The following is a 26,297-nucleotide window of genomic DNA, read 5'->3' as shown; positions in this document are numbered from 1 at the left end:
CCCAGGCAGAATTCACTTTTTAAGAGGTGCTCGGGTCAAGCCCGAGCATGACGGCAGCGGATCACCCCTGCCCCGGCTTCACGATCCGGCTGAGCCTGTTGTCGGTGAACATGTAGATCTCGCGGCCGCCGGGCTCGGAATAGAGCACCTGGACCTCGCGCTGGCCCTTGCCGCTATCGCCGATCAGCACATCGGTCGGGCGCGTCCCTTTCAGCTTGACCAGTTCACATTCTGTGATGCCCTCCGCGATGACAGCCGGTGCCGGACGCGTCGCAGGAGTCAGCGCGGTTTCGGCATCGCATTCGCCTTCGGGCGTCAGGCGCGCCTCCTGCGTCGAGGCCCGGGCGGCGAGGCTGCTCGTCGTCGTGACGGTCTTGCCGCCGCGGCTTTCAGACGTGAAGGCAAAACCGCCCATATCGACGGAGCAACCGCCAAGCGCGGCAGTGCAGAGCAACAAAACGGGCAATCTCACGCTTTTTTCTCCCAACGGCCGGCATCGTCCTGCTGCCAGTAGCTGGCCGCCTCGCCCAAAGCCTTGATCGACTTCCAATCCTCGCGCGCGGCCGCCAGTGCGTCGGGATCGTCGCCATCGAAGATCAACACGACGCGCTCGTAATCCGCCAATGCGTCGGGAATGCGGACACCTTCGGCGCAGATGCGCACGGTTGCCGCATTGGGATTGTCGCCCTTCGTCGTCAGCACGATCGGATTGGTGGCCGCATCGGGCTCAGCGGCCGTGACATGGGGCAGGAAGCTTTCGTCGGAATAGGTCCAGAGATGATCGTCGAGCCCGCTCAGCCGCTCGGGACTCGACACCTCGACGACGACCTTCTGCCCGCGCGACAGCGAGCGGTCGAGAATGGTCGGCAGGACCTGCTCCAGAGGGCGCGACTGGAGATGGAAGAACAGGATTTCGGGCATCCGGCTTGTCTCCTGATCCGCCTCAGCCCTCGTAATGCTCGCTCACGAGCCGGTCGAGCAGGCGCACGCCCCAGCCGGATCCCCAGGAGCGGTTGGTCTCGCTGTTGGGCGATCCCATGCCGGTGCCGGCAATGTCGAGATGGACCCAGGGCGTCTCGTTGACATGGCGCTGCAGGAACTGGGCCGCCGTGATCGAGCCGCCATGACGGCCGGCCGAGTTCTTCATGTCGGCGAATTTCGAATCGATCATCTTGTCGTAGGCCTTGCCCAGCGGCATGCGCCAAACGGTTTCGCCGGTGGCCTTGCCCGCAGCCGAGAGGCGGTGTGAGAGTTCGTCGCTGTTGGAGAACAGACCGGCATTTTCCTGCGCCAGCGCAACCAGGATCGCACCGGTCAGCGTCGCCAGATTGATCATGAATTGCGGCTTGAACTCTTCCTGCGTGTACCAGAGCACGTCGGCGAGAACGAGGCGGCCTTCAGCGTCGGTGTTGATGATCTCGATGGTTTGCCCTGACAGCGAGGTGACGATGTCGCCCGGGCGCTGGGCGTTGCCATCGGGCATGTTCTCGACAAGCCCGATCACGCCGATGGCGTTGACCTTGGCCTTGCGGGCGGCAAGCGCGTGCATCAGCCCGGTCACGCAGGCCGCGCCCGCCATGTCGCCCTTCATGTCCTCCATGCCGGCGCCTGGCTTGAGCGAGATGCCGCCCGAGTCGAAGGTCACGCCCTTGCCGACGAAAGCGACGGGCTGGACGCTCGATTTGGCGCCGTTCCAGTGCATCACGACGACGCGGCTTTCGCGGCGCGAGCCCTGGCCGACGGCGAGCAGTGCGCGCATGCCGATCTTCTTCAGCTGTTTTTCGTCCAGCACTTCGATCTCGACGCCGAGCTTTTCCAGCTTGGCCGCGCGCTCGGCGAACTCTTCCGGGAACAGCACATTGGGCGGCTCGTTGACGAGATCGCGCGCCAGCTCGACGCCGGCAGCGACCGCGTCGGCGGCCTTCATCGCCTTCTTGACCCGCGAGGGATCCTCGACACGCAGCGTCACCGTGATCGGCTCCGACTGTTCGGGCTCCTTGCTCTTGGTCTTGTAGCGATCGAAAGCATAGGCACGCAGCCTTATACCCAAGGCGATGTCGGCAATCTGCGCAGGAGTCAGTTCGCCCTCGGGCAGCGCCGCGACGATGTCGGCCTTGCGGCCATGGCCGAGACGGCCGGCGACAGCACCGCCGAGCTTGGCGAAATCGAGCACATCGCGCTCCGCTTCGGGGCCGAGCCCGATCACGATCAGGCGCTCGTAGCCCGAGCCGTCGGGCGCCAGCATGGTCAGGCCTGACAACGCCTTGCCCTTGAAGCGCTCCGCTGTCGCGGCGCGAGCCAGAAGTCCGTGCGCGCCCTCGCCCAGCCATCCATCCGCGGCCTTGGGCGGCGTCAGCGTGTCCGAGACGAAGATGACGAGGTCCTCGTCCGAAATTGCGTTCAAGGCTTTGATCTCAAGCTTCAGGCGCTGCGACATAAACGGCTCACGATATCGGGAAGGGATCGTCCGGCGTAACGAGATACAAGCCGACACAAACGATTCCCGTTTGCGCCTTGATTACGCCTATACCATAGGGTGAGTTCCGCGAGCCGTCCAAGGAAAGCCTGAGGCTTTCCGTCCATCGAAAGCCCAAGCGTGTTCCTGCAGCGCCTCGACCGTTACATTCTGAAGATTGCGGCGGTCGCGGCCATCGTCCTTCTGATCGGGCTGACAAGCGTGATCTGGGTGACGCAGGCGTTGCGCGAGGTCGATCTGATTACCGGCAAGGGCCAGACGGTCGTGATCTTCTTCACGGTCACGCTTCTGTCGCTGCCGGCGCTGATCGCGGGTATCGCGCCGGTCGCCCTGTTCATGGCGACACTCTATACGCTGAACCGGTTGAACGGTGATTCCGAGCTGATCGTGATGAACGCCGCTGGTGTGGCGCCGCAGCGCCTGACGCGCCCGTTTATCGTTCTGACGATTGCTACATCCCTGCTTGTCGGCTGGATGTCGCTTTCGGTGATGCCGGCGGGCTTTCGCATGTTGCGCGATCTCATCACACTGATCCGAGCCGATTTCGTCGCCAACGTCGTCAAGGAAGGCCAGTTCGTCTCGCTCGATTCCGGCGTCACGTTCCATTACCGCGAGCGCCAGGGCGATGCGCTGGTCGGCATCTTCATGCAGGACCGGCGCGACCCCAACCAGCCCTCGATCTATATCGCCGAGCGCGGCCGCACGGTCGATGTCGAGGGCAACAGCTTCCTGATGCTGGAAAAGGGCACGATCCAGCGCGAGACCAAGAACACCGAGACGAGTTCGATCATCTCCTTCGAGCGCTATGCGCTGAATCTCTCCGCGCTGTCGGGCGATGGGATCGGTGGCGAAGGCAGCGGCGACAAGGTCATCTACAAGCCCCGCGAACGAACGACCTGGGCGTTGCTGACCCAGGACACCAACGAACAGTATTACAAGTTCCAGGAGGGACGCTTCCGCGCGGAGCTGCACAACCGGTTGTCGGCGCCGCTCTATCCGATCGCCTTCATGCTGATCGCGTTTGCGGCGCTGGGCCAGGCGCGCACGACCCGCCAGGGCCGGGCGGTGGCGATCCAGGCCGCGATCTTCATCGTCAGCGCGACGCGCATTGCTGCCTATGCCGCCTGGACGGCGAGCGTGCGGTCGAGCTTCGCTGTGGTGCTGCTCTATCTGTTGCCGATCGCGGCGACGGTGCTGTCCGTGACCTGGATCCTCTATGGTGAGCGACTGCGGCCGGTCGTATCGGGCCTGCTGACGCCCCTGACGGCGCCGGTGATCGGGCTGGCCTCACGGCTGCGGCGCGCCTGATGATCCTGACTTCGACCTTCGGCCGCTATCTGACGGTGCGTTTCGCGCGCGCGATTCTGGGCGTGTTCTCGACGTTCTTCTTCCTGATCGGAACGCTGGATTTCGTGGAGTTGATGCGTCGCGCCGGCGATTCGCCTGCCGCTACGACACCTCTTCTGGTGCAACTCGCACTGTATCGGGCGCCTGCGGTCGCGGAACAGATCTTTCCCTTCGCGGCACTGTTTGGCGGCATGTTCGCCCTGCTGACCTTGAGCCGGAAGCTCGAGCTCGTCGTGGCACGGTCCGTGGGAGTCTCGGCCTGGCAGTTCCTGCAGCCTGCTGCGCTCGTCGCCGGGTTGATCGGCTTGGCCTCGATCCTGGTCTACAACCCCGTCGCCGCCGATCTGAAGCGCAATGCGACCGCGCTGGAAGCCAAGCTGTTCGCGCGGACCGGGCAGGTCGCAGGCGTGCGCGAGACCTGGATCCGGCAGCGCAGCGTCGACGGTCAGGCCATCATCCGCGGTGCGGCCCCCCTGCCCGACGGTGACGGGCTGTCGCAGGTCGCCGTGTTCAGCTTCACGCCCGGCGGGGGCTTCAGCGAGCGCATCGATGCCCGTGAGGCGATTCTTCATCAGGGCTACTGGGAACTGAGCGACGCGCGCGTCGTATCCGTCGCGGAAGAGCCGCAGACCTACAAGACCTACCTGCTGGCCACGACGCTGGAGCCCGAGCAGGTGCGGCAAAGTTTCCTGCCGCCCGACGCGGTCGGGTTCTGGGCGATGCCTTCCGTGATCGACAGAACGCAGAAGGCGGGGCTGGACTCGACCCGATATGAGCTGCGTTATCAGTCGCTTATGGCGAGGCCGTTGCTGCTGATCGCGATGGTGCTCGTCGCGGCATCCGTTTCCTTAAGATTTTTCAGGTTTGGTGGCGTCACGAGATTGGTGGTGGGTGGTGTCGCGGCGGGGTTCGTGCTGTATGTTGCGACGCAGCTTTCCGAGGAACTCGGGTCCTCGGGCATCGTCAATCCGCCGGTGGCTGCATGGCTGCCAGCCATCGTCGGGACGATGCTCGGTGCCCTCGCCCTGCTTCATCAAGAAGACGGGTGAAGATACCGTGCATATGGTTAATATAGGATTGAGCGTATGGGTTGGGGCGTGAGACGGATGGCGCGATTTGCTGCGGCGACCGCCCTTGCGTCCAGCCTCGCCTATCTGCTGGCGGCTGGCGGGCCGGTATCGGCACAGGCGCCGGCCAAGCCGCCCGAGCGCATGGTCGTGGATGCGCGTGAACTGGTCTACGACAACGACAAGAATACGGTCGCGGCAGTCGGCGACGTGCAGATCCTGTATCAGGGCCGCACGATCGAGGCCGACAGGGTGGTCTATGATCGCGGGGCCAAGCGCGTCGTCGCCACCGGCAATGCCCGCATCACCGAAGCGAACGGCACCGTCATCACCGGCGACCGCTTCAATCTGACCGACGATTTCCGCGACGGTTTCATCGATTCGCTGAGCGTCGTAAACCCCGACAAGACACGCTTCACGGCCCCTCGCGCCGAGCGGACCGACGGCGAGACCTTCGTGTTCGACAAGGGCATCTACACGGCCTGCGAGCCCTGCAAGGACAACCCCGAGCGGCCGCCGTTCTGGCAGGTGCGCTCGGCCCGGATCATCCACAAGAAGGCCGAGCAGACGATCTATTACGAGGATGCGCGCCTCGAATTCCTCGGCATTCCGATGGCCTATATCCCTTATATGTCGGGACCGGATTCGACGGTGAAGCGCAAATCCGGCTTCCTGTCGCCGAGCTTCATCAATACAGGGCCGCTCGGCTTCGGCATCGGCCTGCCCTATTTCTTCAATCTCGCGCCGAATTACGACCTGACGGTTACGCCAACCTTCCTGACGCGGCAGGGCGTCCTCGGTCAGGCCGAGTGGCGTCACCGGCTGGTCAACGGATCCTACGCGATCCGCGGGGCCGGCATCTTCCAGCAGGAGCAGGAAGCCTTCCTGGAGACGCCGTTCGGCGCGCGCGACAGCAAGTTCCGCGGCTCGCTGGAGACGAGCGGCAAGTTCTTCATCAACCCACGCTGGAATTTCGGCTGGAACGTCACGATGTCGACGGACCGGTGGTTCTACCGGAACTACCGTATCCGCAACGAAAGCCTGAGCACGACGACCTACCTGCAGGAAGCGATCTCGTCGGTCTACCTGAATGGCCAGAGCGCGGATGCGTGGTTCGACCTGCGGGGATACTACTTCCAGACGCTGTCCTCGACCGACTGGCAGAAGCAGCAGCCCGTCGTGCTGCCGGTGCTCGACTACAACAAGCGCATCCACAAGCCGTCCTTCCTGGGCGGAGAGATCGCCTTCAACGTCAACGTTACGAATCTGACGCGCGACGCGACGGCCTATCAGCAGTTGCCGACCCAGAGCGCCTATCTCGTCACGACGCCGGGCTATTCGCTCTATGACGGCTGCGCGATCTACCAGAAGAGCACCTGTCTGGTCCGCGGCCTGGGCGGAAACATCGCCCGCGCGACCGCCGAGGTTTCGTGGCGGCGCAATTTCATCGACCCGATCGGGCAGGTCTGGACGCCCTATGCCTCGCTGCGCGCCGACATCCTTTCCGTCAGCCCGTCGATGACGGGCTACGCCAATGCCAATGCCTCGAACCTAGTCGACACCTCCGACGAGGTCTTCGGCCGCGCCATGCCGGCGATTGGCCTGATGTACCGCTATCCGTTTGTGGCCAAGACCGGCTTCGGCACGCATATTATCGAGCCGGTGGCGCAGATCGTTGCCCGCCCCAACGAGACCAACCATCTGCGCATCGCCAACGAGGACGCGCAAAGCCTGGTCTTCGACGACAACAACCTGTTCGAGTGGAGCGGCAAGTTCTCGGGCTATGACCGCCTCGAAGGCGGGTCGCGGGCCAATATCGGCGCGCTCTATACCGGACGTTTCGGACAGGACGCCTATGCGAACCTGCTGCTTGGCCAATCCTACCATCTCGGCGGCCGCAATTCGTTCGCAAGCGGGGATCTGTCCAATACCGGACTGGATTCCGGCCTCGACACCAGGCGTTCCGACTATGTCGCGCGCGCGCAGCTTTCCCCGCTGAAGAGCATCATCCTCACCAGCGCCGCCCGCTTCAACGAAAGCAATTTCGAGATGCAGCGGATCGATGCGGCCGCGACCTACAGCGGCAGTGTCGTATCGGCATCCGTCGGCTATGCGCGCTATGAGCCGCAGCCGAATCTCGGTATCACCCGGCGACGCGAGGGCCTGTCTCTCAGCGGCTCCCTGCTGGTAACGTCGAACTGGCGTTTGCGCGGCGGCGTGCTGTTCGATCTCGACAAGTACAAGTTCGACCGCGAACGCTATCGCGAGACCTATGCGTCCTATCTGGCGTCGCCTTCGACCATTGCCCAGCCGACCTACCCCAATACGGGGCCGTTCCAGACCGCCTCGACCTCGTTCGGAATCAACTACACCGACGAATGCACCATTTTCGACGTGTCTTATTCGCAGTCCTATGCCGACCGTCAGGCCGGCGCGACCAAGGACAGTCGAACGGTCATGTTCAAGCTCGAATTGCGGACATTGGGCGAGGTCAGCTATTCGCAGAACCTCGATCAGGGCTCGGTCGGCGACGGCGTCTCGTCCGCCTCGCGCTGACGGTAAGCGGATCGGCGAAGAGCCCGATGCGGCCTGTCCCAGCGACAAGGATTGACCAGACGTGCTGCTGGCGCTGACACAGGGCGACCCGGCCGGGATCGGGCCGGAGCTCACGCTGACGGCGTGGCTCGAACGCGAGACGCGCGGGTGCCCGCCCTTCGCGCTGATCGGGAATCCCGATTTGCTTGTGAAGCTGGCAAGAGAGCTCGGCATGGATGTGCCGGTCGTGAGTTGCGACTGGGACGACGCCGAGCTTCGCTTCTCTGACGGCCTACCGGTGATTTCGCTGGAGAACCATGTGGTTGCGCCGCCCGGCCGCCCCGATCCCGCGTCGGCGGCCGGAACGATCGAGTCGATCACGCGAGCCGTCGCCGCGGTGCGCCAAGGCAAGGCGGCCGCGGTCGTCACCAACCCGATTGCCAAGTCGGTGCTGTATCAAGCCGGCTTCTCTCATCCAGGGCACACCGAATTCCTGGCGCATCTGGCTGCCGACGGGAAGGACACCCCCCTTCCGGTGATGTTGCTGTGGTCGGACGATCTCGCGGTCGTCCCGGTCACGATCCATGTGCCACTGAGTGCGGTGCCGGGATTGCTGACCGCCGAGCTGATCGTGGAGACCGGACGGATCGTCGCCCGCGAGTTGGCGACCCGTTTCGGGATCGCGCAGCCGCGGCTCGCCGTAACCGGCCTCAATCCGCACGCCGGCGAGAACGGCGCGCTCGGCAGCGAGGATGCTGCGGTCGTGGCGCCCGCAATCGCCCGGCTGCAGGCTCTCGGCATCGCGGCGACCGGTCCCTACCCCGCCGATACGCTCTTTCATGCGCGGGCGCGCACCGGCTACGACGTCGTGCTGGCGATGTATCACGATCAGGCCCTGATCCCGATCAAGACCATCGCCTTCGACGAGGGCGTCAACGTCACGCTGGGGCTGCCCTTCATCCGCACCTCGCCCGACCACGGCACGGCTTTCGACATTGCCGGCAAGGGCATCGCGCGACCCGACAGCCTGTGCGCCGCCCTGCGGCTGGCCGCCCGCATGGCCCGCCATGAAGCGCAAGTCGTCGCATGAGCCAGATCGACGATCTGCCGCCGCTGCGCGATGTGGTCGAGCGCCATGGCTTGATGGCGCAGAAGGCGCTCGGCCAGAATTTCCTGTTCGACCTCAATCTGACAGGGCGAATCGCGCGCGCATCGGGACCGCTCGACGGCGAGACGGTGATCGAGATCGGGCCCGGGCCCGGCGGCTTGACGCGGGCGCTTCTCGCCAATGGCGCTGCGCGCGTCATCGCCGTCGAGCGCGACCGACGCTGCCTGCCGGCGCTCGCCGAGATCGCGGCACATTACCCTGGCCGGTTGGAGGTCGTCGACGGCGATGCGCTGGCGGTCGATCTGTCGTCACGTCTCGACGGCGGGCAGGCAAGGATCGTCGCCAATCTGCCCTACAACATCGGAACGCCACTGCTCGTCGGATGGCTCAGCCTGGAGCCGTGGCCGCCCTGGTGGCGCTCGCTAACGCTGATGTTCCAGCGCGAGGTCGCCGAGCGCATCGTCGCGACGCCGGAGCAGCGGGCCGATTATGGGCGGCTCGCCGTTCTGACGGGCTGGCGCAGCGAGGCGAAGATCCTGTTCGATGTACCGAGGACTGCTTTCGTGCCGCAGCCGAAGATCACCTCGTCGGTCGTCCATCTCGTGCCGCGGGCGACGCCCGAGCCCTGCGACAGGCGGTTGCTGGAGCGAATCACGCTGGCTGCGTTCGGGCAGCGCCGCAAGATGCTGCGTCAGAGCCTGAAGGCGGTGCTGGCGGAGCCCGGGGACTGGATCGAGGCGGCCGGCCTGCCGGAAACCGCACGGGCCGAGGAAATTCCGGTCTCGGGATTCGTGCGCCTTGCGCAGGCGTTGGCGGCCCGCCCCTGATATCGCGTCGTTCAGGGCAGTTTTTCAGTTAGAAGCCGCTCGACGAAGGTGCCCAGACCGATGGCACGTGTCCGCTTGAGCCGCTCGGCGGCGAGGATCGAACGGACCGCCTCATAGGCCTTTTCAAGATCGTCGTTGACGATGACGTAGTCGTAGACGGTCCAGCGGGCGATTTCCTCGCGGGCGTTGGCAAGGCGCTTGGCGATCACGTCGGGCGCATCCTCCGCCCGACGCACCAGGCGCGAGCGCAACTCGGCCATCGACGGCGGCAGGATGAAGATGGTGACGACGTCCTCGCGGGCGCGCTCCAGGATTTGCTGGGTGCCCTGCCAGTCGATGTCGAAGAGCACGTCCCGCCCGGCTTTCAGCGAGGCCTCGACGGGCTTGCGCGGCGTGCCGTAGCCGTTGCCGTGAACCTCGGCCCATTCCAGCAGTTCGTCGCGCTCGCGCATCTGGTCGAAGGTTTCGCGGTCGGTGAAGTGGTAGTGCACGCCTTCGATCTCGGAGGGCCGCTTGGCCCGCGTCGTCACCGAGATCGACAGGTCGAGATTCGTCTCCGTCGGCGATTTCGACAGTGTCCTCGTCAGCGTGGATTTTCCTGCGCCGGACGGCGAGGACAGGATCATGATCAGCCCGCGGCGGGCCGGGCGCACGGATTCAGGCATCAGCCGTCACTCCACATTCTGGACCTGTTCGCGCATCTGGTCGACGACCGTACGCAGATCGAGCCCGATGCGCGACAGGCCGGCATCGCCCGCCTTGGCGCAGAGTGTCGAGGCCTCGCGGCCGAACTCCTGCGACAGGAAGTCGAGTTTGCGGCCAATTGCACCCCCCTGCTCCAGCAGGATGCGCAGGGCTGCGACATGGGCGTGAAGACGATCGAGTTCCTCGCGGATATCGGCCCTCACGGCGAGAAGCGCCGCCTCCTGATGCAGACGCTGCTGATCGAGCGGCTGGCCCGTGTCGAGCAGTGCGCGGACCTGCGTCGCCAGACGGTCGCGGACCGCCTCGATGCTGCGGCCCGGGTGGTTCTCGGCTTCGGCCGTCAGCCCGGCGATGTTGTCGAGCTGGCCAACAATGACCGCTTCCAGAGCCCTGCCCTCGCTGGCGCGCGCCTCCTTTAGGGACACGACCATGGCTTCCAGCCCTGCGGTCAGGGGCGCCTGGAGGATTGTCAGACCGTCCTCGGCCTCTTCGGCCATTTCGACCACGCCACGGACGGCGAGAAGTCCGTCATAGGAGGGCGGGCGGACGGCCTGCGATGCCGGCATCCGCGCCACCGCATCCAGCAGAGCGTTCAGCGCAGCCTCGTTGATGCGCGGCCTGGCCGGGCCGGCATCGCGGCTGATCGAGAGGTTGACGTGGAGCGTGCCGCGCGAGAACGCGCCGGTCAGACGCTTGCGCGCAGCTTCCGCCAGCAGCTCGTAGCCGGGCGGAACGCGGACGCGAACATCGAGGCCGCGGCCGTTGACGCTGCGGACTTCCCAGGCCCAGGCGTGAATGCCCGCCGCACCGGCGACTCGGGCAAATCCCGTCATGCTCTCGATGGCCATGGATGGTCTCAGCTTTCGATTGACGGCCTAGGACCGCGAAGAGCAGCGAGCGCTATCTCATGATGCGCCGAATATCCGTCGCGGGCGGGACCGTATTGGCGCCGCGCCCGGGTCGCAAGCCGAGAAAGCGGCTTCCTCACCCGAGCCGGTGAATTCCCAGCTGCGGCCCCTCAGGGGCGCAGTGCCGGAACGGCCTTCGGCGAGTTAAGGTCGAAGGAGCGGTTCTTCAGCGGGTCGCGGGTCGTTCCTTCCGAGGCGTCGAAAGCTCGGGTACGCTGCGTGCTGTCGCCGGCCTGTGCCGCCGGGGCGCCGGGCGCCTCGGTGCGGTTGTCGGGCCCCGCCGGAGGTTCGACCTTGTCGATGCCGGCATCGGCTGGCGATCTGCCGGGGTCGCGGCGGTTTCCCTCAACCTGGCGCCAGCGCGCGACATTGCGGTTGTGCTGCTCGAGCGTCTCGGCGAAGGCATGGCCGCCGCTGCCGTCGGCGACGAAATAGAGATCCTTCGTGCGCGAGTGGTTGACGACCGCTTCCATCGCGGCGCGGCCGGGGTTGGCGATCGGGCCGGGCGGCAGGCCGTCGATGACGTAGGTGTTATACGGCGTCGCCTGCGTGATCTCGTTGCGCTGGATCGACCTACCCAGCGTGCCCTTCCCGCCGACCAGACCGTAGACGATCGTCGGGTCGGACTGCAGCTTCATCTTGCGGTTCAGGCGATTGATGAACACGCCCGCGACACGGGGGCGCTCGTCGGCGCGGCCGGTCTCCTTCTCGACGATCGAGGCGAGGACGACGAGTTCCTGCGGAGTCTTGATCGGCAGGTCGGCGGGGCGACGGGCCCAGACCTCGTTCAGGATACGGCGCTGGTCGCGTGTCATGCGATCGACGATGGCCTGGCGGGTCGAGCCGCGCTGGAACTTGTAGGTATCGGGGAGGATCGTGCCTTCGCGCGGCGTCTGGATCAGCTCGCCGGTCAGGAGATCGTTGTCCTTCAGCCGCGAGATGATCTGTTCGCTCGTCAGGCCTTCCGGCACCGTGACGGAGTGTTCGACGGCCTTGCCCTCGGCGATGATGTCGAGAATGTCCTGCTGGCTCGCGCGTGCCTTGAAAAGATATTCGCCGGCCTTGAGCTTGGTCCAGTTGCCGGTCACGAGCGCCGAGACGCGGAAGGCCCAGGGGTGCTCGATCAGCCCTTCCTTTTGCAGGAGTTCGGTGATCTCGGTGAGGCCGCTCTCCTTGGGAACGATCAGCACGCGATCGTTGGCGAGCGGTCCCGGCGCCTTGCTCTGGCTGCTGATCACGGCAAGGCCAGCGCCCACGACACCGGCCAGAACGAGCAGGGCCGTGAACAGCCCGCTCAGCATCGCGACGAACGGGCTGCGCCGCCTGCGGCGGGTCTTCGGCGGCGGCCCGGGAGGGGCTACCGGCTTCAGCGCCTCGCTCGGGCTTTTGGGGGCAACGCGGGGCGAATTGTTCACGGGATGAGGCGCTCGCACGGTTGGGTTTTGCATGGCGATCGCGCGCGTCCGGTCCGGGAGGCCGGTTCAGCGATCGATCCTGTTCTGCATTCGCACAACAGATTAGCAGACATTATGGCGAAAGCGCGCTTGAGGGGCCGCTTTCGCCGTCACTGCGTCAGGCGGCGCATCACCAGGGACGCGTTCGTGCCCCCGAACCCGAAGGAGTTCGACAGGACGATATCGACCTTTCGCTGCTGCGCGACATTGGGAACGAGGTCGATATCGGTCTCGACGGAAGGGTTGTCGAGGTTGATCGTCGGCGGGACGATCTGGTCGCGCATCGCCAGGATCGAGAAGATCGCCTCGATCGCGCCGGCTGCGCCGAGCAGGTGGCCGGTCGCCGACTTGGTCGAGGACATAGCGGGCTTGCTGGGCGCATTTGCCAGAAGCCGCTCGACGGCGCGTAGCTCGATCTCATCTCCGAGCTGTGTCGAGGTGCCATGGGCGTTGATGTAGTCGAGGTCGGACGCCGTGATGCCAGCGCGGTTCAGCGCCGCCTGCATGCAGCGATAGGCGCCGTCGCCATCCTCTGCAGGCGAGGTGATGTGATAGGCGTCGCCAGACATGCCGTAGCCGACGATTTCGGCATAGATATGCGCGCCACGTGCCTGGGCATGCTCGAGTTCCTCGATCACGACGACGCCCGCCCCCTCGCCCATGACGAAGCCGTCACGATCCTTGTCGTAAGGACGAGAGGCTTTTTCAGGGGTGTCGTTGAATCCGGTGGATAGAGCGCGGCAGGCGCAGAAGCCGGCAATTCCAAGCCGGTTGATCGCCGATTCGGTGCCGCCTGCGACCATCACGTCTGCATCGCCGAGTGCGACCATGCGCGCGGCGTCGCCGATTGCATGCGCCCCGGTCGAGCAGGCGGTCACGACCGCGTGGTTGGGGCCCTTGAGCCCGTTCTCGATCGAGACATAGCCGGCAGCGAGATTGCTCAGGCGGCCGGGAATGAAGAACGGAGAGAGACGGCGTGGACCGCGCTCCTTGAGCAGGATCGAAGCTTCGTAGATGCCGCCGAGGCCGCCGATGCCGGAGCCGATGGCGACGCCGGTGGCGATCTGGTCCTCGTAGCTTTCCGGCTTCCAGTTCGCGTCGGTCAGCGCCTGCGTGGCGGCGGCCATGGCGAAGACGATGAAATCATCGACCTTGCGCTGCTCCTTGGGCTCCATCCAGTCATCCGGATTGAAGGTGCCGTCAGAGCCATCTCCGCGTGCGATGTTGCAGGCGATGCGGGCGGGGAGATCGCTCGCATCGAAGCTGGTGATGGGCCCCGCGCCGCTTTCGCCGGCCAGTAGCCGGCGCCAGGTCGGCTCGACACCGCATCCAAGCGGCGTCACCATGCCGAGCCCGGTTACCACGACGCGCCGGATGGGAAGACTGCGAGGAACCATTGCGCTTTCGGCTGCGAGCGACCGGAGAGGCCGTTCAGGCCGTCTTGGACAGGAATTTGACGGCGTCGCCGACGGTCACGATCGTCTCGGCGGCATCGTCGGGAATTTCAACGCCGAATTCTTCTTCGAACGCCATCACCAGTTCGACCGTATCAAGGCTGTCCGCACCGAGATCCTCGATGAAATTGGCGCCGTCGACAACCTTCTCCGGCTCCACACCGAGATGCTCGACGACGATCTTCTTCACGCGCTCGGCGACATCGCTCATGGGTCTCTTCCTTAAAACTTGAAACACATCGCTGGATCGCGACGCGTAGCTGGAACCGCACTCCTGCATCCCGCTCCATCGAAACGATGCCAGCGAGCCGGAACTCTCAGATGCTGCACAAACGCAACAACCGGGTTCGCGTCAAGCCCCCCGGACGGCGCGAGGCGGCGCGATGGCGCTAGTTAACACATGGACGATTGGCTGGCGAGAGCATCGACGGGGTTTCTCAATCTTTCAACGAATTCTCTCAAGCCCTTTAAATCATTGCCATTCCGCCGTTGACGTGGAGCGTCTGGCCGGTGACGTAGGCGGCTTCCGTGCTGGCAAGATAGGTGACCGCCGCGGCCACGTCGGCCCCGACGCCGAGCCGGCCCATCGGCACGTCGGAGAGGATGGTCTCGCGCTGCTTGTCGTTCAGGGCCTGCGTCATGGGCGACTCGATGAAGCCGGGCGCGACCACGTTGACGGTAATGCTGCGGCTGGCGACCTCGGCGGCGAGGGCCTTCGACATGCCGATCAGCCCGGCCTTGGAGGCGGCATAGTTGCCCTGCCCGGGATTGCCGGTGACGCCGACCACAGAGCCGATCGAGATGATGCGGCCATAGCGGCGGCGCATCATGCTCTTCACGGCCGCACGCGAGAGGCGGAAGGCGGCTGTCAGGTTGACGGCGATGACGGAGTCCCAATCCTCGTCCTTGAGACGCAGGAAGAGATTGTCGCGCGTGACGCCGGCATTGTTGACGAGGATGTCGAGTCCGCCGAGCTTCTCCTCCGCGGCCGGGACCAGCGCCTCGACCGAATCCTTCTCCGACAGATTGCAGGGCGTCACCACGACGCGTTCGCCGAGTTCGGTGGCGAGCGCCTCAAGGGCCTCGACCCGCGTGCCCGACAGAGCGACGGTCGCGCCCTGGGCGTGAAGCATCCGCGCGATCGTACCTCCGAGACCGCCGGTCGCACCTGTGACGAGGGCTTTCTTGCCCGTCAGATCAAACATATGGCCTCCCTTGGATTTTAGCCTTTTGGGCTTCGGCTTTTTGCCGATCTTACCCGTTCTGGGACTTGTAATTCACGATATCCTCGGCCGTTCCGAGCGAAACCGACGTTGTGCCGGCCGCAATACGCTTGACCAGGCCGGCGAGAACCTTGCCGCTGCCGGCCTCGACGAAGCGCGTCACACCGGCTGCCTGCATGGCTACAACGCATTCACGCCAGCGAACGGTTCCCGTGACCTGCGCAATCAATGAGATGCGGATTGCGTCAGGGTCGCTTAGCGGGGCCGCGCCAACATTAGCCATGACAGGCACGACAGGCGCCTGCATGGCGACGTCGGCAAGGGCCGCGCGCATCGTCTCCGCAGCGGGCAGCATCAGGGCGCAGTGGAAGGGAGCCGAGACCGGCAGCAGAATGGCACGCTTGACGCCACGCTCGCCCGCCATCGCAATGGCGCGGTCGATCGCGGCCTTGGCGCCCGACAGCACGACCTGGCCGCCGCCATTGTCGTTGGCGGCTTCGCAGATCTCGCCCTGCGCGGCGTCATGGGCTATCGCCCGAGCGAGGTCGAGTTCGGCGCCGAGCAGGGCTGCCATCGCGCCCATGCCGGCGGGAACCGCCTGCTGCATGGCGTCGCCGCGGATACGCAACAGGCGGGCGGCGTCCGTTATCGAGAACGTTCCCGCCGCGGCGAGCGCGGAATACTCGCCCAAGGAATGCCCCGCGACAAAGGCCGCATCGCGCCCAATCGAAAGGCCGGCTTCCGATTCGAGGACGCGGATCACGGCGAGGCTGACGGCCATCAAGGCGGGCTGCGCGTTGGCGGTGAGCGTCAACTCTTCGATCGGCCCGTCCCAGATCAGCGCCGACAGCTTCTGGTCGAGGGCGGCATCGACTTCCTCGAAGACTGCCCGTGCGACCGGGAAGGCGTCTGCCAGGCTCTTGCCCATGCCGACGGCCTGCGAACCCTGGCCTGGAAAGATGAACGCCGTCGTCATACAGCAAAACCTCAAGCTTCGCAGGGTGGTGATCTGGACTCCCGCGATGGGTGATCGTGACGCCGCTGTCACATTGCCGGGAAGTCGAAGTCAAGCACGCGCACCGTGCAACCCCCATCCGGAGGATGACTTTGCACCGATTTTGCTTGCGTGGACGGTGATGAAGCGCTAACGACCGGCCTCTGTTTGTTCGGCCGGAGGCTGAACGGATGGCAGGCCGATTGTCCCGCTTGGGAAACGAAGCCCGCAAGGTTCGGTTCGCGAACCGTCATCCCGTGTCTCCGCCTTCGATGAAATCCTGTCGGGCCTTATCCAGGGCTCGGAGGGCTCCGCGTCGGACGAAACAGCGTGAAACGAAGGAAGGCCAACAATGGCATTATACGAGCATGTTCTGCTCGCGCGGCAGGATGTCAGCGCGCAGCAGGTCGAAGCTCTTGTCGAGCAGTACAAGGGCATCATCGAGGCGAATGGCGGCTCGGTTCCGAAGGTCGAGTATTGGGGCGTCAAGTCGCTCGGATACCGCATCAGAAAGAACCGCAAGGCGCATTATTCGCTGCTGAACATCAACGCCCCCTCCGCCGCCGTGCTGGAGATGGAGCGCCAGATGCGCATCAACGAAGACGTCCTGCGCTTCCTGACCATCCGCGTCGAGGAGCTCGAGGAAGGCCAGTCGGCCATGCTGCAGAAGCGCGATCGCGACGATCGTGGCGAGCGCGGCGACCGCTTCGACCGTCCCGGCGGCGGCGACCGCTTCGACCGTGGCGGTGATCGCGGCCCGCGTCGCGACCGTCCGCGTCGCGACGACGAAGGCACCGAAACCCCCAGCGCGGAGGCCTGAGCCATGTCCACTGCATCAGCCGGCGCACGCCGCCCCTTCTTCCGCCGCCGCAAGTCCTGCCCCTTCTCGGGCGAAGGCGCTCCGAAGATCGACTACAAGGATGTGCGCCTGCTCTCGCGCTACATCTCCGAGCGCGGCAAGATCGTGCCCTCGCGCATCACGGCGGTCTCCGCCAAGAAGCAGCGCGAACTCGCCCAGGCGATCAAGCGCGCCCGCTTCCTCGGCTTGCTGCCCTACGTCATCCGCTGAGCGGCTTCGATAACGTCCCGGCAGCCTCGCGCTGCCGGGATATTTCTCACGTCATCAAACAAGTCGCCCAGTGGTGAGACTCCACCGGGTTCGTTGAGGCGAAACGCCTCTCACCCTGCCGAGCCCCCGCCAAGGGAGGTCGAGCAGCGGGACAGCAGGACGAAATATATGCTTCCGATCGTCGGCATCGGCGCGGGTCTCGTTGCGGCCCTGCTCTTCTCGGTGGTGATCACAGGATCGCCGCTGGCCGTCGTGCTGTATTCGGCAGCGCCCCTCCCGATCTTCATCGCCGCTCTAGGCTGGAATCACCGCGCCGGGCTCGCTGCAATCGCGGCGGGCACAGTGGCCGTTGCCGTATCGCTCAGCCTGTCGGCCGGCCTGGCCTTCGCCGTGATCATCGCGCTGCCGGCCTGGTGGATCGCCTATCTCGCGCTGCTTGCCCGCATCGACGGGGCCGGGGCAGCGGAATGGTACCCGCTGGGGCACCTGATGGTCTGGATCGCCGCCACCGCCGCGCTCGCCACCATCGGCAGTGCGCTGGTGATGACGACAGATTACGAGATGTATCGCTCCGTCATCGCCCGCGTCATCGAGAGCCTGCTCGGCGAGATGGTGCGCAGCAAGCTTGTCACGTTGCCGGCTGATGTCCGGCTAGCGGATCTGGCGCAGACTCTCGCACCCGCGGTTCCGGTCGGGATCGGCGCCTCCTTCGTCACGACCATCGCCGCCAATCTGTGGCTCGCCGCCAAGGCGGTGCAGGTGTCGGGCCGGCTGCCCAGGCCGTGGCCGTTCATTCCTTCGACCTCGCTGCCGCGCCAGGCGCTGCTGCTTCTGGCCCTCGCGCTCGTCGTCGCATGGCTCGACGGTTTCGTCGGCGTGGCCGGCGCCGCGATGGCCGGCGCCCTGCTCGCCGGCTTCATGTTCAGCGGGCTCGCGACGCTGCACGATCTGTCGCGCGGAAAGCCCTGGCGCACACCGATGCTGGTCTCGGTCTATGTCGCGCTCATCGTGATGCAGGCCGTGCTCACCCCGTTGCTGGCGCTGGCCGGCATCGTCGATTCTCTGGTCGGGCTGCGCAGACGCGCCCTGCCGCCACCTCCTCCAACCGCCTGAACCCTCACCCTCAAGACTGATTAGGAGAAACCACCATGGAAGTGATCCTGCTCGAACGCGTCGCCAAGCTCGGCCAGATGGGCGAAGTCGTCCGCGTCCGCGATGGCTTCGGCCGCAACTACCTTCTCGCCCGCGGCAAGGCGCTGCGCGCCACCGAGGACAACCGCAAGCGCTTCGAGACCCAGCGCATCGAACTCGAGACGCGCAATCTCGAACTGAAGTCGGAAGCCGAAAGCGTTGCCGAGACGCTGGACGGGCACTCGGTCGTGATGCTGCGCCAGTCGGGCGAATCCGGCGTGCTCTACGGTTCGGTCTCTACCCGCGACATCGCCGAGGCACTGAGCGCCGACGGCTTCACCGTCGCGCGCAGCCAGGTGACGCTGAACGCCCCGATCAAGACACTGGGCCTGCACACCGTTCCGGTCGTGCTCCATCCGGAAGTCTCGGTCACGGTCACCGTCAACATCGCCCGTTCGGCGGAAGAGGCCGAGCGCCAGGTCCGCGGCGAGAACGTCACGGCCCGCGAGGAGTTCGACCTCGACGATCTCGGCCTGGAAGTCGGCGCGGCGCTGGCGGAAGCCGGCGAGGACGATCGCTGAGGCATGGCTCCGGCCGTCTGATGAAAGGCGTCGCGAGCGATCGCGACGCCTTTTCTCGTAATGAGATTAATCGGTCCAGGGATTGAACAGCGTCAGGCCAGTCGTCCGAATATCCTTGAAATTCCGAGTCGCCAGTTGTCCGCCATTGACCAGTGCGATCGCGGCAATCATTCCGTCCGCCATGGAGACGATAATCCCCTGACGCACTGCCCGCCCCATGAACTCGCCATAGACTAGGGCGGCCTCCTCGTTGAACGTGAAGAGCTTTCCTGAGAATCGTCGACGCAACGCCTGCAGTCTCTGCTCGAAACGGTGGGCACGCTGCTCCGGCCGGATGCGTTCGATTCCGAAGGCGATTTCCGCAAGGACGATGGTCGAAAGAGAAAGCTCGGCATCGTGGCGCTTCAGCCAGGCGCTTACGCGAACGTCCGGTTCGCTCCGCATGGTCTCCGACACGACGTTTGTATCAACAAAGATCACAGATCGATGCCGGTGTGAGGCTTTCGCGCTTCGTTGATGAATTCCATTAGATCAATGTCGTCACCTTCATCAGCGCGCATCCGCGCATAGAATTCAGCCGCAGGCTCGCGCGCGGCTTCGCTCGCTTCATAGCGTTCCAGCGCGCGCTCGACGACCTGCGCCACGGTGCGCTTCTCCCGCTGCGCAAGGCGATGGGCGATGTCGCGGGCGCGGGCGCTGCGAACGGACAATTGCGGTTCGGCCATGTCGACCTCCTAAAATAATGGCAGATACTAGCCTCGGCATGATCTGCCATCAAGATGGCACCTGGTGGCTTGATGGCAGCCACACGGTACTGGCCCAGCTCTTGAGCGCTCGAGTCTGTGGACAGCGGGTACATGTGCGGTCAATTGTTGTGTTCTTATTTTGTTCCGGTTACATGACACCTCACTTGTGACTTATCGGAGCCCATGGCCACAGCAACCGCCCTCGTCACCCGTCTCGACAACCGCGAGGCGGAGTACCGCGTCCAGCCTCACAACATCGAGGCGGAGCAGGCTTTGCTCGGCGCGATCCTGGTCAATAACGACGCCTTCTACAGGGTTTCGGATTTCCTCCTGCCGGACCATTTCTTCGAGCCGATCCACCAGCGCATCTTCGAGCTGATGGCGAGCCTGGTCCGCGCGGGCAAGATTGCGACGCCGATCACGCTCAAGACCTTCGTCGGCGAGATGGATCTCGGCGGGATCACCGCCTCGCAGTATCTGGCGCGCCTCGCCGCCGAGGCGACGACGGTTATCAATGCCGGCGATTACGGTCGCACGGTCTACGAGTTGGCGATCCGCCGCCAGCTGATCGGGGTCGGTGAGGATCTCGTCAACGTCGCCTATGATGCGCCGGTGGATCTGCCACCGCGCGAGCAGATCGAGGAGGCCGAGCGCAAGCTTTACGAGCTGGCGGAAAAAGGCCGCTATGAGGGCGGTTTCCAGAAGTTCGACGGGGCGCTGCGGCTCGCGATCGACATGGCGGCCAGCGCCTATCAGCGCGCCGGCGGCCTGTCGGGCATTTCATCGGGTCTACGCGATCTCGACCAGCGTATGGGCGGCCTGCAGCCGTCGGATCTGATCGTGCTCGCCGGGCGCCCGGCAATGGGCAAGACATCGCTGGCGACCAATATCGCCTTCAACATGGCGAAAGCCTATCGCGGCGAGCGCCAGACCGACGGCTCGATCAAGACCGTCGATGGTGCGATCGTCGCCTTCTTCTCGCTCGAAATGTCGGCCGACCAGCTCGCGACCCGCATCGTCGCCGAGCAGTCGGGTATCTCGTCCTACAAGATCAGGCAGGGGCGGATCACCGAAAGCGATTTCGCAAAGCTGACCGATGTCGCCGGCCAGATCGAGAAACTGCCGCTCTACATCGACCAGACCGGCGGCATCTCGATCGCGCAGCTCGTCGCCCGCGCCCGTCGCCTCAAGCGCCAGAAGGGGCTCGACGTCCTCTTCATCGACTATCTCCAGCTGCTGTCCGGCTCCGGCAAGAACGGCCAGAACCGCGTGCAGGAGCTGACCGAGATCACGACGAGCCTGAAAGCCCTGGCCAAAGAGCTTTCGGTACCGATCGTGGCGCTCTCGCAGCTTTCGCGTCAGGTCGAAAGCCGCGACGACAAGCGGCCGCAGCTGTCGGATCTGCGTGAATCGGGCTCGATCGAGCAGGATGCCGACGTGGTCATGTTCGTCTACCGCGAGGAATACTACCTCAAGGGCAAGGAGCCACGCCCCGGCACTGACGATCACAACAAATGGCAGATCGAGATGGAGGCCGCCCATGGGCTGGCCGAGCTGATCATCGGCAAGCAGCGCCATGGCCCGACCGGGACGGTGCAATTGCAGTTCGATGCCGATGTGACGCGCTTTTCCGATCGCGCCGACGAATCCCATCTGCCGGATCGCCTATGAGCCCCTTCGACACGCCCGATCCCGATCTGGCCGGCGCGACGCTGACGATCGACCTCGGCGCGCTGGTCGCGAACTGGCAGGCGCTGGGTGCGCGCGCCGGCACGGAGGCTGCCGCCGTCGTCAAGGCGAACGCCTATGGCATCGGGATCGAACCCGCGGTAACCGCGCTTTCGGCTGCGGGCTGCAAGACCTTCTTCGTCGCGCATCTGTCGGAGGGCGCGCGGGCCCGGGCCGTGGCGCCAGATGCCACGATCTATGTGCTGAACGGGCTTCTGCCCGGAACCTGCGGGGGCTATGCCCGGCACGAGCTTTCGCCGGTTCTGGGATCGCATGAGGAGCTGCTGGAATGGGCTGCGTTCCGGCAGGCGGGGGCCAATGCGAGGCCGGCGGCGTTGCATGTCGATACGGCGATGAACCGGCTCGGCCTGTGGCCGGGCGAAGGGCTCAATCTGGCGCGCGAGCGGACGAGCGTCGTTTCGGCAGCCGGAATCGGCCTGCTGATGAGCCATTTCGCCTCCTCCGAAGACGAGGCGGACCCGGCCAACGCGCGGCAGATCGCGGCCTTTGCCGAGATCGCCGCTGCCCTTCCTGGCATTCCGGCCTCGCTCAAGAATTCCTCGGGCCATTTCCTGAAGGATTGCCCGTCCTATGCGCTGACCCGCCCCGGCTACGCGCTCTATGGCGGCAACCCGACGCCGGGACGGCCCAATCCGATGCAAGCCGTCGTCGGGCTCGAGGCCCGCATCATCCAGCTGCGCGAGGTCGAGGCCGGCACGCAGGTCGGCTATAACGGGCGCTGGACGGCGCAGGGCAAACGCCGGCTCGCCACGATCTGCCTCGGCTATGCCGACGGCTATCCACGCAATGCGAGCTGGACCGACGCGTCCAGTGGCGGCTCCGCCGTCGTCGGCGGGGTGGTCTGCCCCTTCGTGGGGACCGTCTCGATGGACCTTATCATCGTCGATGTCAGCGAGGCGCCGACGGGCAGCGCGGTTCGCGGCGGACCGGTGACGCTGATCGGCGGCCCGCTCGATCTCGACGTGGTCGGGGCGGGCGCTAAAACCAGCGGCTACGAGATCCTGACGAGCCTCGGCCGGCGTCATGCGCGCCGATATGTCGGGTTGTGACGCGTTGACTGGCACCCGCTTTGTCATTCCGGGGCTTCGCGTAGCGAAGAGCCCGGAACCCACGACCGGGCGAGCACACTCGACTGCGTTTGGAAAAGACCGCGTCCCGTCGTGGGTTCCGGGTTCGCGGCTGTGCCGCGCCCCGGAATGACAATGGGGACCGCCTGATGGCCAAGCGCGGCCCCACCTACATCTGCCAAGCCTGCGGCGCGGTCTATCACCGCTGGCAGGGCAAATGCGATTCCTGCGGGACATGGTCGTCGCTGTCCGAGGAGGCGCAGGCCGCGCCGGTGCCGGGCGGACGGACATCGTCGAGCGGCAAGCCGCGTGGCCGCGTCTTCGCGCTGGAGACGCTTAAGGGCGACACCCAGGACGCGCCGCGCATCAAGGCCGGGATCGGCGAGCTCGACCGGGTGACCGGCGGCGGCTTCGTGCCGGGCTCCGTGCTGCTGATGGGCGGCAATCCCGGCATCGGCAAATCGACGCTGCTGATGCAGGCCTGCGCCGCGCTCGCGCTGTCGGGGCAGCGTGTCGTCTATGTCTCTGGCGAGGAATCGACCGGTCAGGTCAGGCTGCGGGCCGAGCGGATGGGGCTCGCCGACGCGCCGGTCGATCTCGCCGCGGAGACCAATGTCGAGGACATCATCGCGACGCTGAGCCAGGGCCCCCGCCCTGCCCTCGTGATCATCGATTCGATCCAGACGATGTGGTCGGGTGAGGTCGAGAGCGCACCCGGCACGGTGACGCAGGTGCGCGGCTCGGCGCAGTCTCTGATCCGCTACGCCAAGACCAGTGGTGCCTGCCTGATCCTCGTCGGCCACGTCACCAAGGACGGGCAGATCGCGGGGCCCCGCGTGGTCGAACACATGGTCGACGCCGTGCTCTCGTTCGAGGGCGAGGGCGTGCACGCCTTTCGCATCCTGCGCGCCCAGAAGAACCGCTTCGGCCCGACAGACGAGATCGGTGTCTTCGAGATGACCGGGCTCGGGTTGTCCGAAGTCACGAATCCCTCGGCGATGTTCCTGGCCGGTCGCGATCAGGCGGCGCCGGGTGCGGCGGTCTTCGCCGGTATGGAAGGCACGCGGCCGGTCCTGGTCGAGATCCAGGCACTTGTCGCGCCAACCGCGCTGGGCACGCCGCGCCGTGCCGTCGTGGGCTGGGAGAACAGCCGGCTTGCCATGGTGCTGGCCGTGCTGGAAACCCATGGGGGCCTGCGTCTCGGCCAGCACGACGTCTATCTCAACGTCGCCGGCGGCCTGAGGGTCAACGAGCCGGCTGCGGATTTGGCCGTCGCGGCCGCACTGGTCTCCTCGCTCAGCGGTTCGATCCTGCCTGCGGAGGCCGTCTATTTCGGCGAGATCGCGCTGTCCGGCGCGATCCGTCCTGTCTCCGTTGCGGCGGCACGGCTGCGCGAATCGGCGAAGCTTGGCTTCGAGTCGGCCTTGATGCCGGTCGGCGGAGCCGATTTCGGCGATGGCGGCGGCCTGACACTGCGACGTTTCGGCCATGTCACGGAACTTGTTGCCGATATCGCGGCCCGTGCGCCTCGCCGAGATGTGAAATGACGCCGGCGCAATGGTGACGTGCGGGGCGCGAGCGCGTATAGCAAAACCGTGACGGCCAGCCCATCTAGCGCAGGCCACCCCGACCTAGAACAAAGCGGCCGCTTCGATGCCTGTCACCATCCTCGATCTCGTCGTCATCGGCGTGGTTCTGATCTCGGCATTGCTGGCCGCCGTGCGCGGGCTGACGCGCGAAGTGCTGGCGATCGCGTCCTGGGTGGCGGCGGCGGCCGTTGCATGGGTGTTCCATCCCCAGCTTCTGCCGATCCTGAAGCAGTACATCCCCAACGACACGATCGCGCTGATCGCATCGATCGCCTCGCTCTTCCTGGTGACGCTTATCGTCGTGTCGCTGATCACGGCGCGGATTTCCGATTTCGTGCTCGATTCGCGCATCGGCGCCCTCGACCGCACGCTCGGCTTCCTGTTCGGCGCCGGCAGGGGCCTACTGCTGGCCGTGATCGGCTACCTATTCTTCACCGCGCTGGTCCCCGAGAAGCTTCAGCCGCCCTGGGCGCGCGAGGCGCGGGCCAAGCCGATCCTTGAAGAAACAGGGCGTTCCCTGCTGGCGATGCTACCGCAGGACATCAATTCCGACATCATCAAGAAGATGCTGAAGCCCAAGACCGGCGACGAGCCGACCGACGCGCCGGCCGAGGAGCCGCGCGCGCCGGTCAATCCGACGGCAGAGCCGCAGCGCCGCACCGAGGTTCCCAATGCCACCGATCGACAGGCGCTGCAGCGCGCGATCGATGCCAGCCGTCCCGCCACGCCTGCCCCGACACGTCCGTAATTCGAGCGTAAGACTGCCCCGCGCAGCAGCATGGAGATGCAGATGATCTCGCACACCGAGAAAGAATCCGCTTTCGATCCTTATGCCGACCGGCTGCGGGAAGAATGCGGCGTCTTCGGCATCTTCGGCCATGCGGATGCGGCAGCGCTGACGGCGCTGGGCCTGCACGCGCTCCAGCATCGCGGCCAGGAAGCGGCGGGCATCGTCACCTTCGACGGTTCTCGTTTCCATTCGGAGCGCCGCCTCGGCCTTGTCGGCGACGCCTTCTCGGAGGCCTCGGTGATCGAGAAGCTCAAGGGCGCGCAGGCCGTCGGCCATGTGCGCTACTCGACGACCGGCGAGACGATCCTGCGCAACGTCCAGCCTCTCTTCGCCGAATTGCATGGCGGCGGGTTTGCGGTCGCCCATAACGGCAATCTGACCAACGGGCTGACGCTGCGTCGCAACCTCGTGCGCGACGGCGCGATCTATCAGTCGACCTCCGACACCGAGGTGCTGCTGCATCTGGTCGCGCGCAGCCGCAAACCGCATTTCATTGAACGCTTCGTCGAGGCGATCCGCCAGATCGAGGGCGCCTATGCCTTCGTCGGCATCACCAACAAGAAACTGATCGGCGCGCGTGATCCACTCGGCATCCGCCCGCTGGTGCTGGGCGAGCTCGACGGTGCGCCCATTCTGACCTCGGAGACCTGCGCGCTCGACATCATCGGTGCGAAATTCATCCGCGAGATCGAGAATGGCGAGGTCGTCGTCATCTCCGAGAACGGTATCGAGAGCCACAAGCCGTTCCCGCCGATCGCCGAACGGCCCTGCATCTTCGAGTACATCTATTTCGCCCGTCCCGATTCGATCGTGAAGGGCCAGAGCATCTATGAGCGCCGCAAGCGCATGGGCGCGCAGTTGTCGCTGGAAGCGCCCGCCAATGCCGATGTGATCGTCCCCGTGCCGGATTCCGGCGTGCCCGCCGCGCTCGGTTTTTCGCAAGCGAGCGGCATCCCGTTCGAGCTCGGCATCATCCGCAACCATTATGTCGGACGCACTTTCATCGAGCCCACGCAGAAGGTCCGCGAACTCGGCGTGCGGTTGAAGCATTCGGCCAACCGTTCGGTCGTCGAGGGCAAGAGCATCGTGCTGGTCGACGATTCGATCGTGCGCGGCACGACCTCGTTCAAGATCGTCAAGATGATGCGCGAGGCCGGCGCGCGCGAGGTGCATTTCCGCATTTCATCGCCGCCGATCACCCATCCCGACTATTACGGGATCGACACGCCCGACCGCGAGAAGCTGCTGGCCGCAACCCACACTCTGGAGGAGATGCGCCAGTTCGTCGGGGCCGATTCGCTGGCCTTCCTGTCCGTGGACGGGCTCTATCGCGCCATGGGCCATGAGCGCCGCGACCCCGTCCGGCCGCAGTTCACCGACCATTGCTTCACCGGCGACTATCCGACCTCGCTGACCGATGTGATCGGCGAGAGCGCCAAGCAGCGGGTCTCGCTGCTGGCCGAGGCCGGCTGACCTC

The 26,297-nt window shown here is 65.4% G+C and carries 26 protein-coding genes; 14 read left to right on the top strand and 12 right to left on the bottom strand.

Annotated elements, in window-relative coordinates; genetic code table 11:
- Positions 1-61 precede the first annotated feature (61 nt).
- From AXW83_RS27755 to AXW83_RS07005, 3 genes are read right to left on the bottom strand one after another with little or no spacing between them, the layout of a single operon-like run.
- On the bottom strand, positions 62-472 hold the full coding sequence (locus tag AXW83_RS27755; RefSeq protein ID WP_236841846.1) for a hypothetical protein: 411 nt from the start codon (positions 470-472) through the stop codon (positions 62-64).
- Positions 469-921, bottom strand: a complete 453-nt coding sequence (locus tag AXW83_RS07010; RefSeq protein ID WP_066611830.1) for a DNA polymerase III subunit chi — start codon at positions 919-921, stop codon at positions 469-471. Before AXW83_RS07010 ends, AXW83_RS27755 begins: the two co-directional genes overlap by 4 nt.
- A 22-nt stretch (positions 922-943) precedes the next feature.
- Complete coding sequence (locus AXW83_RS07005) at positions 944-2,437, bottom strand: leucyl aminopeptidase (protein ID WP_066611829.1); 1,494 nt, start codon at positions 2,435-2,437, stop codon at positions 944-946.
- A gap of 159 nt (positions 2,438-2,596) precedes the next feature.
- Between AXW83_RS07005 and lptF the strand changes: the two genes are divergently transcribed.
- The 5 genes from lptF to rsmA all read left to right on the top strand — a co-directional run bounded on the left by lptF (position 2,597) and on the right by rsmA (position 9,360).
- Positions 2,597-3,784, top strand: a complete 1,188-nt coding sequence (gene lptF, locus AXW83_RS07000) for an LPS export ABC transporter permease LptF (RefSeq protein WP_236841845.1) — start codon at positions 2,597-2,599, stop codon at positions 3,782-3,784.
- A complete protein-coding gene (gene lptG, locus AXW83_RS06995) occupies positions 3,784-4,872 on the top strand; it encodes an LPS export ABC transporter permease LptG (RefSeq protein WP_066611828.1) in 1,089 nt (362 codons plus the stop codon). Before lptF ends, lptG begins: the two co-directional genes overlap by 1 nt.
- 57 nt (positions 4,873-4,929) lie before the next feature.
- Positions 4,930-7,446, top strand: coding sequence for an LPS-assembly protein LptD (locus AXW83_RS06990; protein WP_066611826.1), 2,517 nt, complete (start codon positions 4,930-4,932; stop codon positions 7,444-7,446).
- A 61-nt stretch (positions 7,447-7,507) separates the two neighbouring features.
- Complete coding sequence (gene pdxA / locus AXW83_RS06985; protein ID WP_066611824.1) at positions 7,508-8,515, top strand: 4-hydroxythreonine-4-phosphate dehydrogenase PdxA; 1,008 nt, start codon at positions 7,508-7,510, stop codon at positions 8,513-8,515.
- Positions 8,512-9,360 carry a 16S rRNA (adenine(1518)-N(6)/adenine(1519)-N(6))-dimethyltransferase RsmA gene (gene rsmA / locus AXW83_RS06980; RefSeq protein ID WP_066611822.1) on the top strand — a complete coding sequence of 283 codons (849 nt, stop codon included), beginning with the start codon at positions 8,512-8,514 and terminating at the stop codon, positions 9,358-9,360. The genes pdxA and rsmA overlap by 4 nt, the downstream gene beginning before the upstream one ends.
- Before the next feature lie 11 nt (positions 9,361-9,371).
- On the opposite strand, the gene gmk is transcribed toward rsmA, so the two are convergent.
- The 7 genes from gmk to fabD form a co-directional block, all read right to left on the bottom strand.
- Positions 9,372-10,025, bottom strand: a complete 654-nt coding sequence (gmk, locus tag AXW83_RS06975) for a guanylate kinase (RefSeq protein ID WP_066611820.1) — start codon at positions 10,023-10,025, stop codon at positions 9,372-9,374.
- A 6-nt stretch (positions 10,026-10,031) separates the two neighbouring features.
- The gene (locus tag AXW83_RS06970; RefSeq protein WP_066611819.1) at positions 10,032-10,913 is read right to left on the bottom strand and encodes a YicC/YloC family endoribonuclease; all 882 of its coding nucleotides are present in this window, start codon (positions 10,911-10,913) and stop codon (positions 10,032-10,034) included.
- A gap of 170 nt (positions 10,914-11,083) precedes the next feature.
- On the bottom strand, positions 11,084-12,421 hold the full coding sequence (mltG, locus tag AXW83_RS06965) for an endolytic transglycosylase MltG (RefSeq protein ID WP_066611817.1): 1,338 nt from the start codon (positions 12,419-12,421) through the stop codon (positions 11,084-11,086).
- Positions 12,422-12,537: 116 nt separating this feature from the next.
- Complete coding sequence (fabF, locus tag AXW83_RS06960; RefSeq protein ID WP_066620013.1) at positions 12,538-13,803, bottom strand: beta-ketoacyl-ACP synthase II; 1,266 nt, start codon at positions 13,801-13,803, stop codon at positions 12,538-12,540.
- A 55-nt stretch (positions 13,804-13,858) separates the two neighbouring features.
- Positions 13,859-14,092 carry an acyl carrier protein gene (locus AXW83_RS06955; RefSeq protein ID WP_054207921.1) on the bottom strand — a complete coding sequence of 78 codons (234 nt, stop codon included), beginning with the start codon at positions 14,090-14,092 and terminating at the stop codon, positions 13,859-13,861.
- Positions 14,093-14,348: 256 nt separating this feature from the next.
- Positions 14,349-15,086 carry a 3-oxoacyl-[acyl-carrier-protein] reductase gene (gene fabG / locus AXW83_RS06950; RefSeq protein ID WP_066611815.1) on the bottom strand — a complete coding sequence of 246 codons (738 nt, stop codon included), beginning with the start codon at positions 15,084-15,086 and terminating at the stop codon, positions 14,349-14,351.
- A gap of 49 nt (positions 15,087-15,135) precedes the next feature.
- The gene (gene fabD, locus AXW83_RS06945; RefSeq protein ID WP_066611813.1) at positions 15,136-16,080 is read right to left on the bottom strand and encodes an ACP S-malonyltransferase; all 945 of its coding nucleotides are present in this window, start codon (positions 16,078-16,080) and stop codon (positions 15,136-15,138) included.
- A 370-nt stretch (positions 16,081-16,450) separates the two neighbouring features.
- On the opposite strand from fabD, the gene rpsF reads away from it, so the two are divergent.
- The 4 genes from rpsF (at position 16,451) to rplI (ending at position 18,879) form a co-directional block, all read left to right on the top strand.
- Entirely contained in the window at positions 16,451-16,918 is a 468-nt protein-coding gene (rpsF, locus tag AXW83_RS06940) for a 30S ribosomal protein S6 (protein WP_066611811.1), read from the top strand.
- Positions 16,919-16,921: 3 nt separating this feature from the next.
- Positions 16,922-17,167: a 30S ribosomal protein S18 gene (gene rpsR, locus AXW83_RS06935; RefSeq protein ID WP_038367644.1), complete on the top strand. Its 246-nt coding sequence runs from the start codon at positions 16,922-16,924 to the stop codon at positions 17,165-17,167.
- A 168-nt stretch (positions 17,168-17,335) separates the two neighbouring features.
- Entirely contained in the window at positions 17,336-18,280 is a 945-nt protein-coding gene (locus AXW83_RS06930) for a DUF2232 domain-containing protein (protein WP_066611810.1), read from the top strand.
- A 35-nt stretch (positions 18,281-18,315) separates the two neighbouring features.
- Positions 18,316-18,879 carry a 50S ribosomal protein L9 gene (rplI, locus tag AXW83_RS06925; RefSeq protein ID WP_066611809.1) on the top strand — a complete coding sequence of 188 codons (564 nt, stop codon included), beginning with the start codon at positions 18,316-18,318 and terminating at the stop codon, positions 18,877-18,879.
- A gap of 66 nt (positions 18,880-18,945) precedes the next feature.
- Here the strand turns inward: rplI and AXW83_RS06920 are convergent, their stop codons facing one another.
- The gene (locus tag AXW83_RS06920) at positions 18,946-19,359 is read right to left on the bottom strand and encodes a type II toxin-antitoxin system VapC family toxin (RefSeq protein ID WP_066611808.1); all 414 of its coding nucleotides are present in this window, start codon (positions 19,357-19,359) and stop codon (positions 18,946-18,948) included.
- The gene (locus AXW83_RS06915; protein ID WP_066611802.1) at positions 19,356-19,604 is read right to left on the bottom strand and encodes a plasmid stabilization protein; all 249 of its coding nucleotides are present in this window, start codon (positions 19,602-19,604) and stop codon (positions 19,356-19,358) included. The genes AXW83_RS06920 and AXW83_RS06915 overlap by 4 nt, the downstream gene beginning before the upstream one ends.
- Before the next feature lie 204 nt (positions 19,605-19,808).
- Between AXW83_RS06915 and AXW83_RS06910 the strand changes: the two genes are divergently transcribed.
- From AXW83_RS06910 to purF, 5 genes are all read left to right on the top strand, one after another.
- Positions 19,809-21,296, top strand: coding sequence for a replicative DNA helicase (locus tag AXW83_RS06910; protein WP_066611800.1), 1,488 nt, complete (start codon positions 19,809-19,811; stop codon positions 21,294-21,296).
- Positions 21,293-22,423 carry an alanine racemase gene (gene alr / locus AXW83_RS06905; protein WP_066611798.1) on the top strand — a complete coding sequence of 377 codons (1,131 nt, stop codon included), beginning with the start codon at positions 21,293-21,295 and terminating at the stop codon, positions 22,421-22,423. Before AXW83_RS06910 ends, alr begins: the two co-directional genes overlap by 4 nt.
- 167 nt (positions 22,424-22,590) lie before the next feature.
- Complete coding sequence (gene radA / locus AXW83_RS06900) at positions 22,591-23,988, top strand: DNA repair protein RadA (protein ID WP_066611797.1); 1,398 nt, start codon at positions 22,591-22,593, stop codon at positions 23,986-23,988.
- Positions 23,989-24,094: 106 nt separating this feature from the next.
- Positions 24,095-24,778, top strand: a complete 684-nt coding sequence (locus AXW83_RS06895; protein WP_066611796.1) for a CvpA family protein — start codon at positions 24,095-24,097, stop codon at positions 24,776-24,778.
- Positions 24,779-24,820: 42 nt separating this feature from the next.
- A complete protein-coding gene (gene purF, locus AXW83_RS06890) occupies positions 24,821-26,293 on the top strand; it encodes an amidophosphoribosyltransferase (protein WP_236841844.1) in 1,473 nt (490 codons plus the stop codon).
- The last annotated feature ends 4 nt before the right edge of the window (positions 26,294-26,297 follow it).

The sequence above is a fragment of the Bosea sp. PAMC 26642 genome, from assembly GCF_001562255.1.
Lineage (GTDB): Bacteria > Pseudomonadota > Alphaproteobacteria > Rhizobiales > Beijerinckiaceae > Allobosea.
This window is presented reverse-complemented; position numbering and strand designations above follow the sequence as displayed.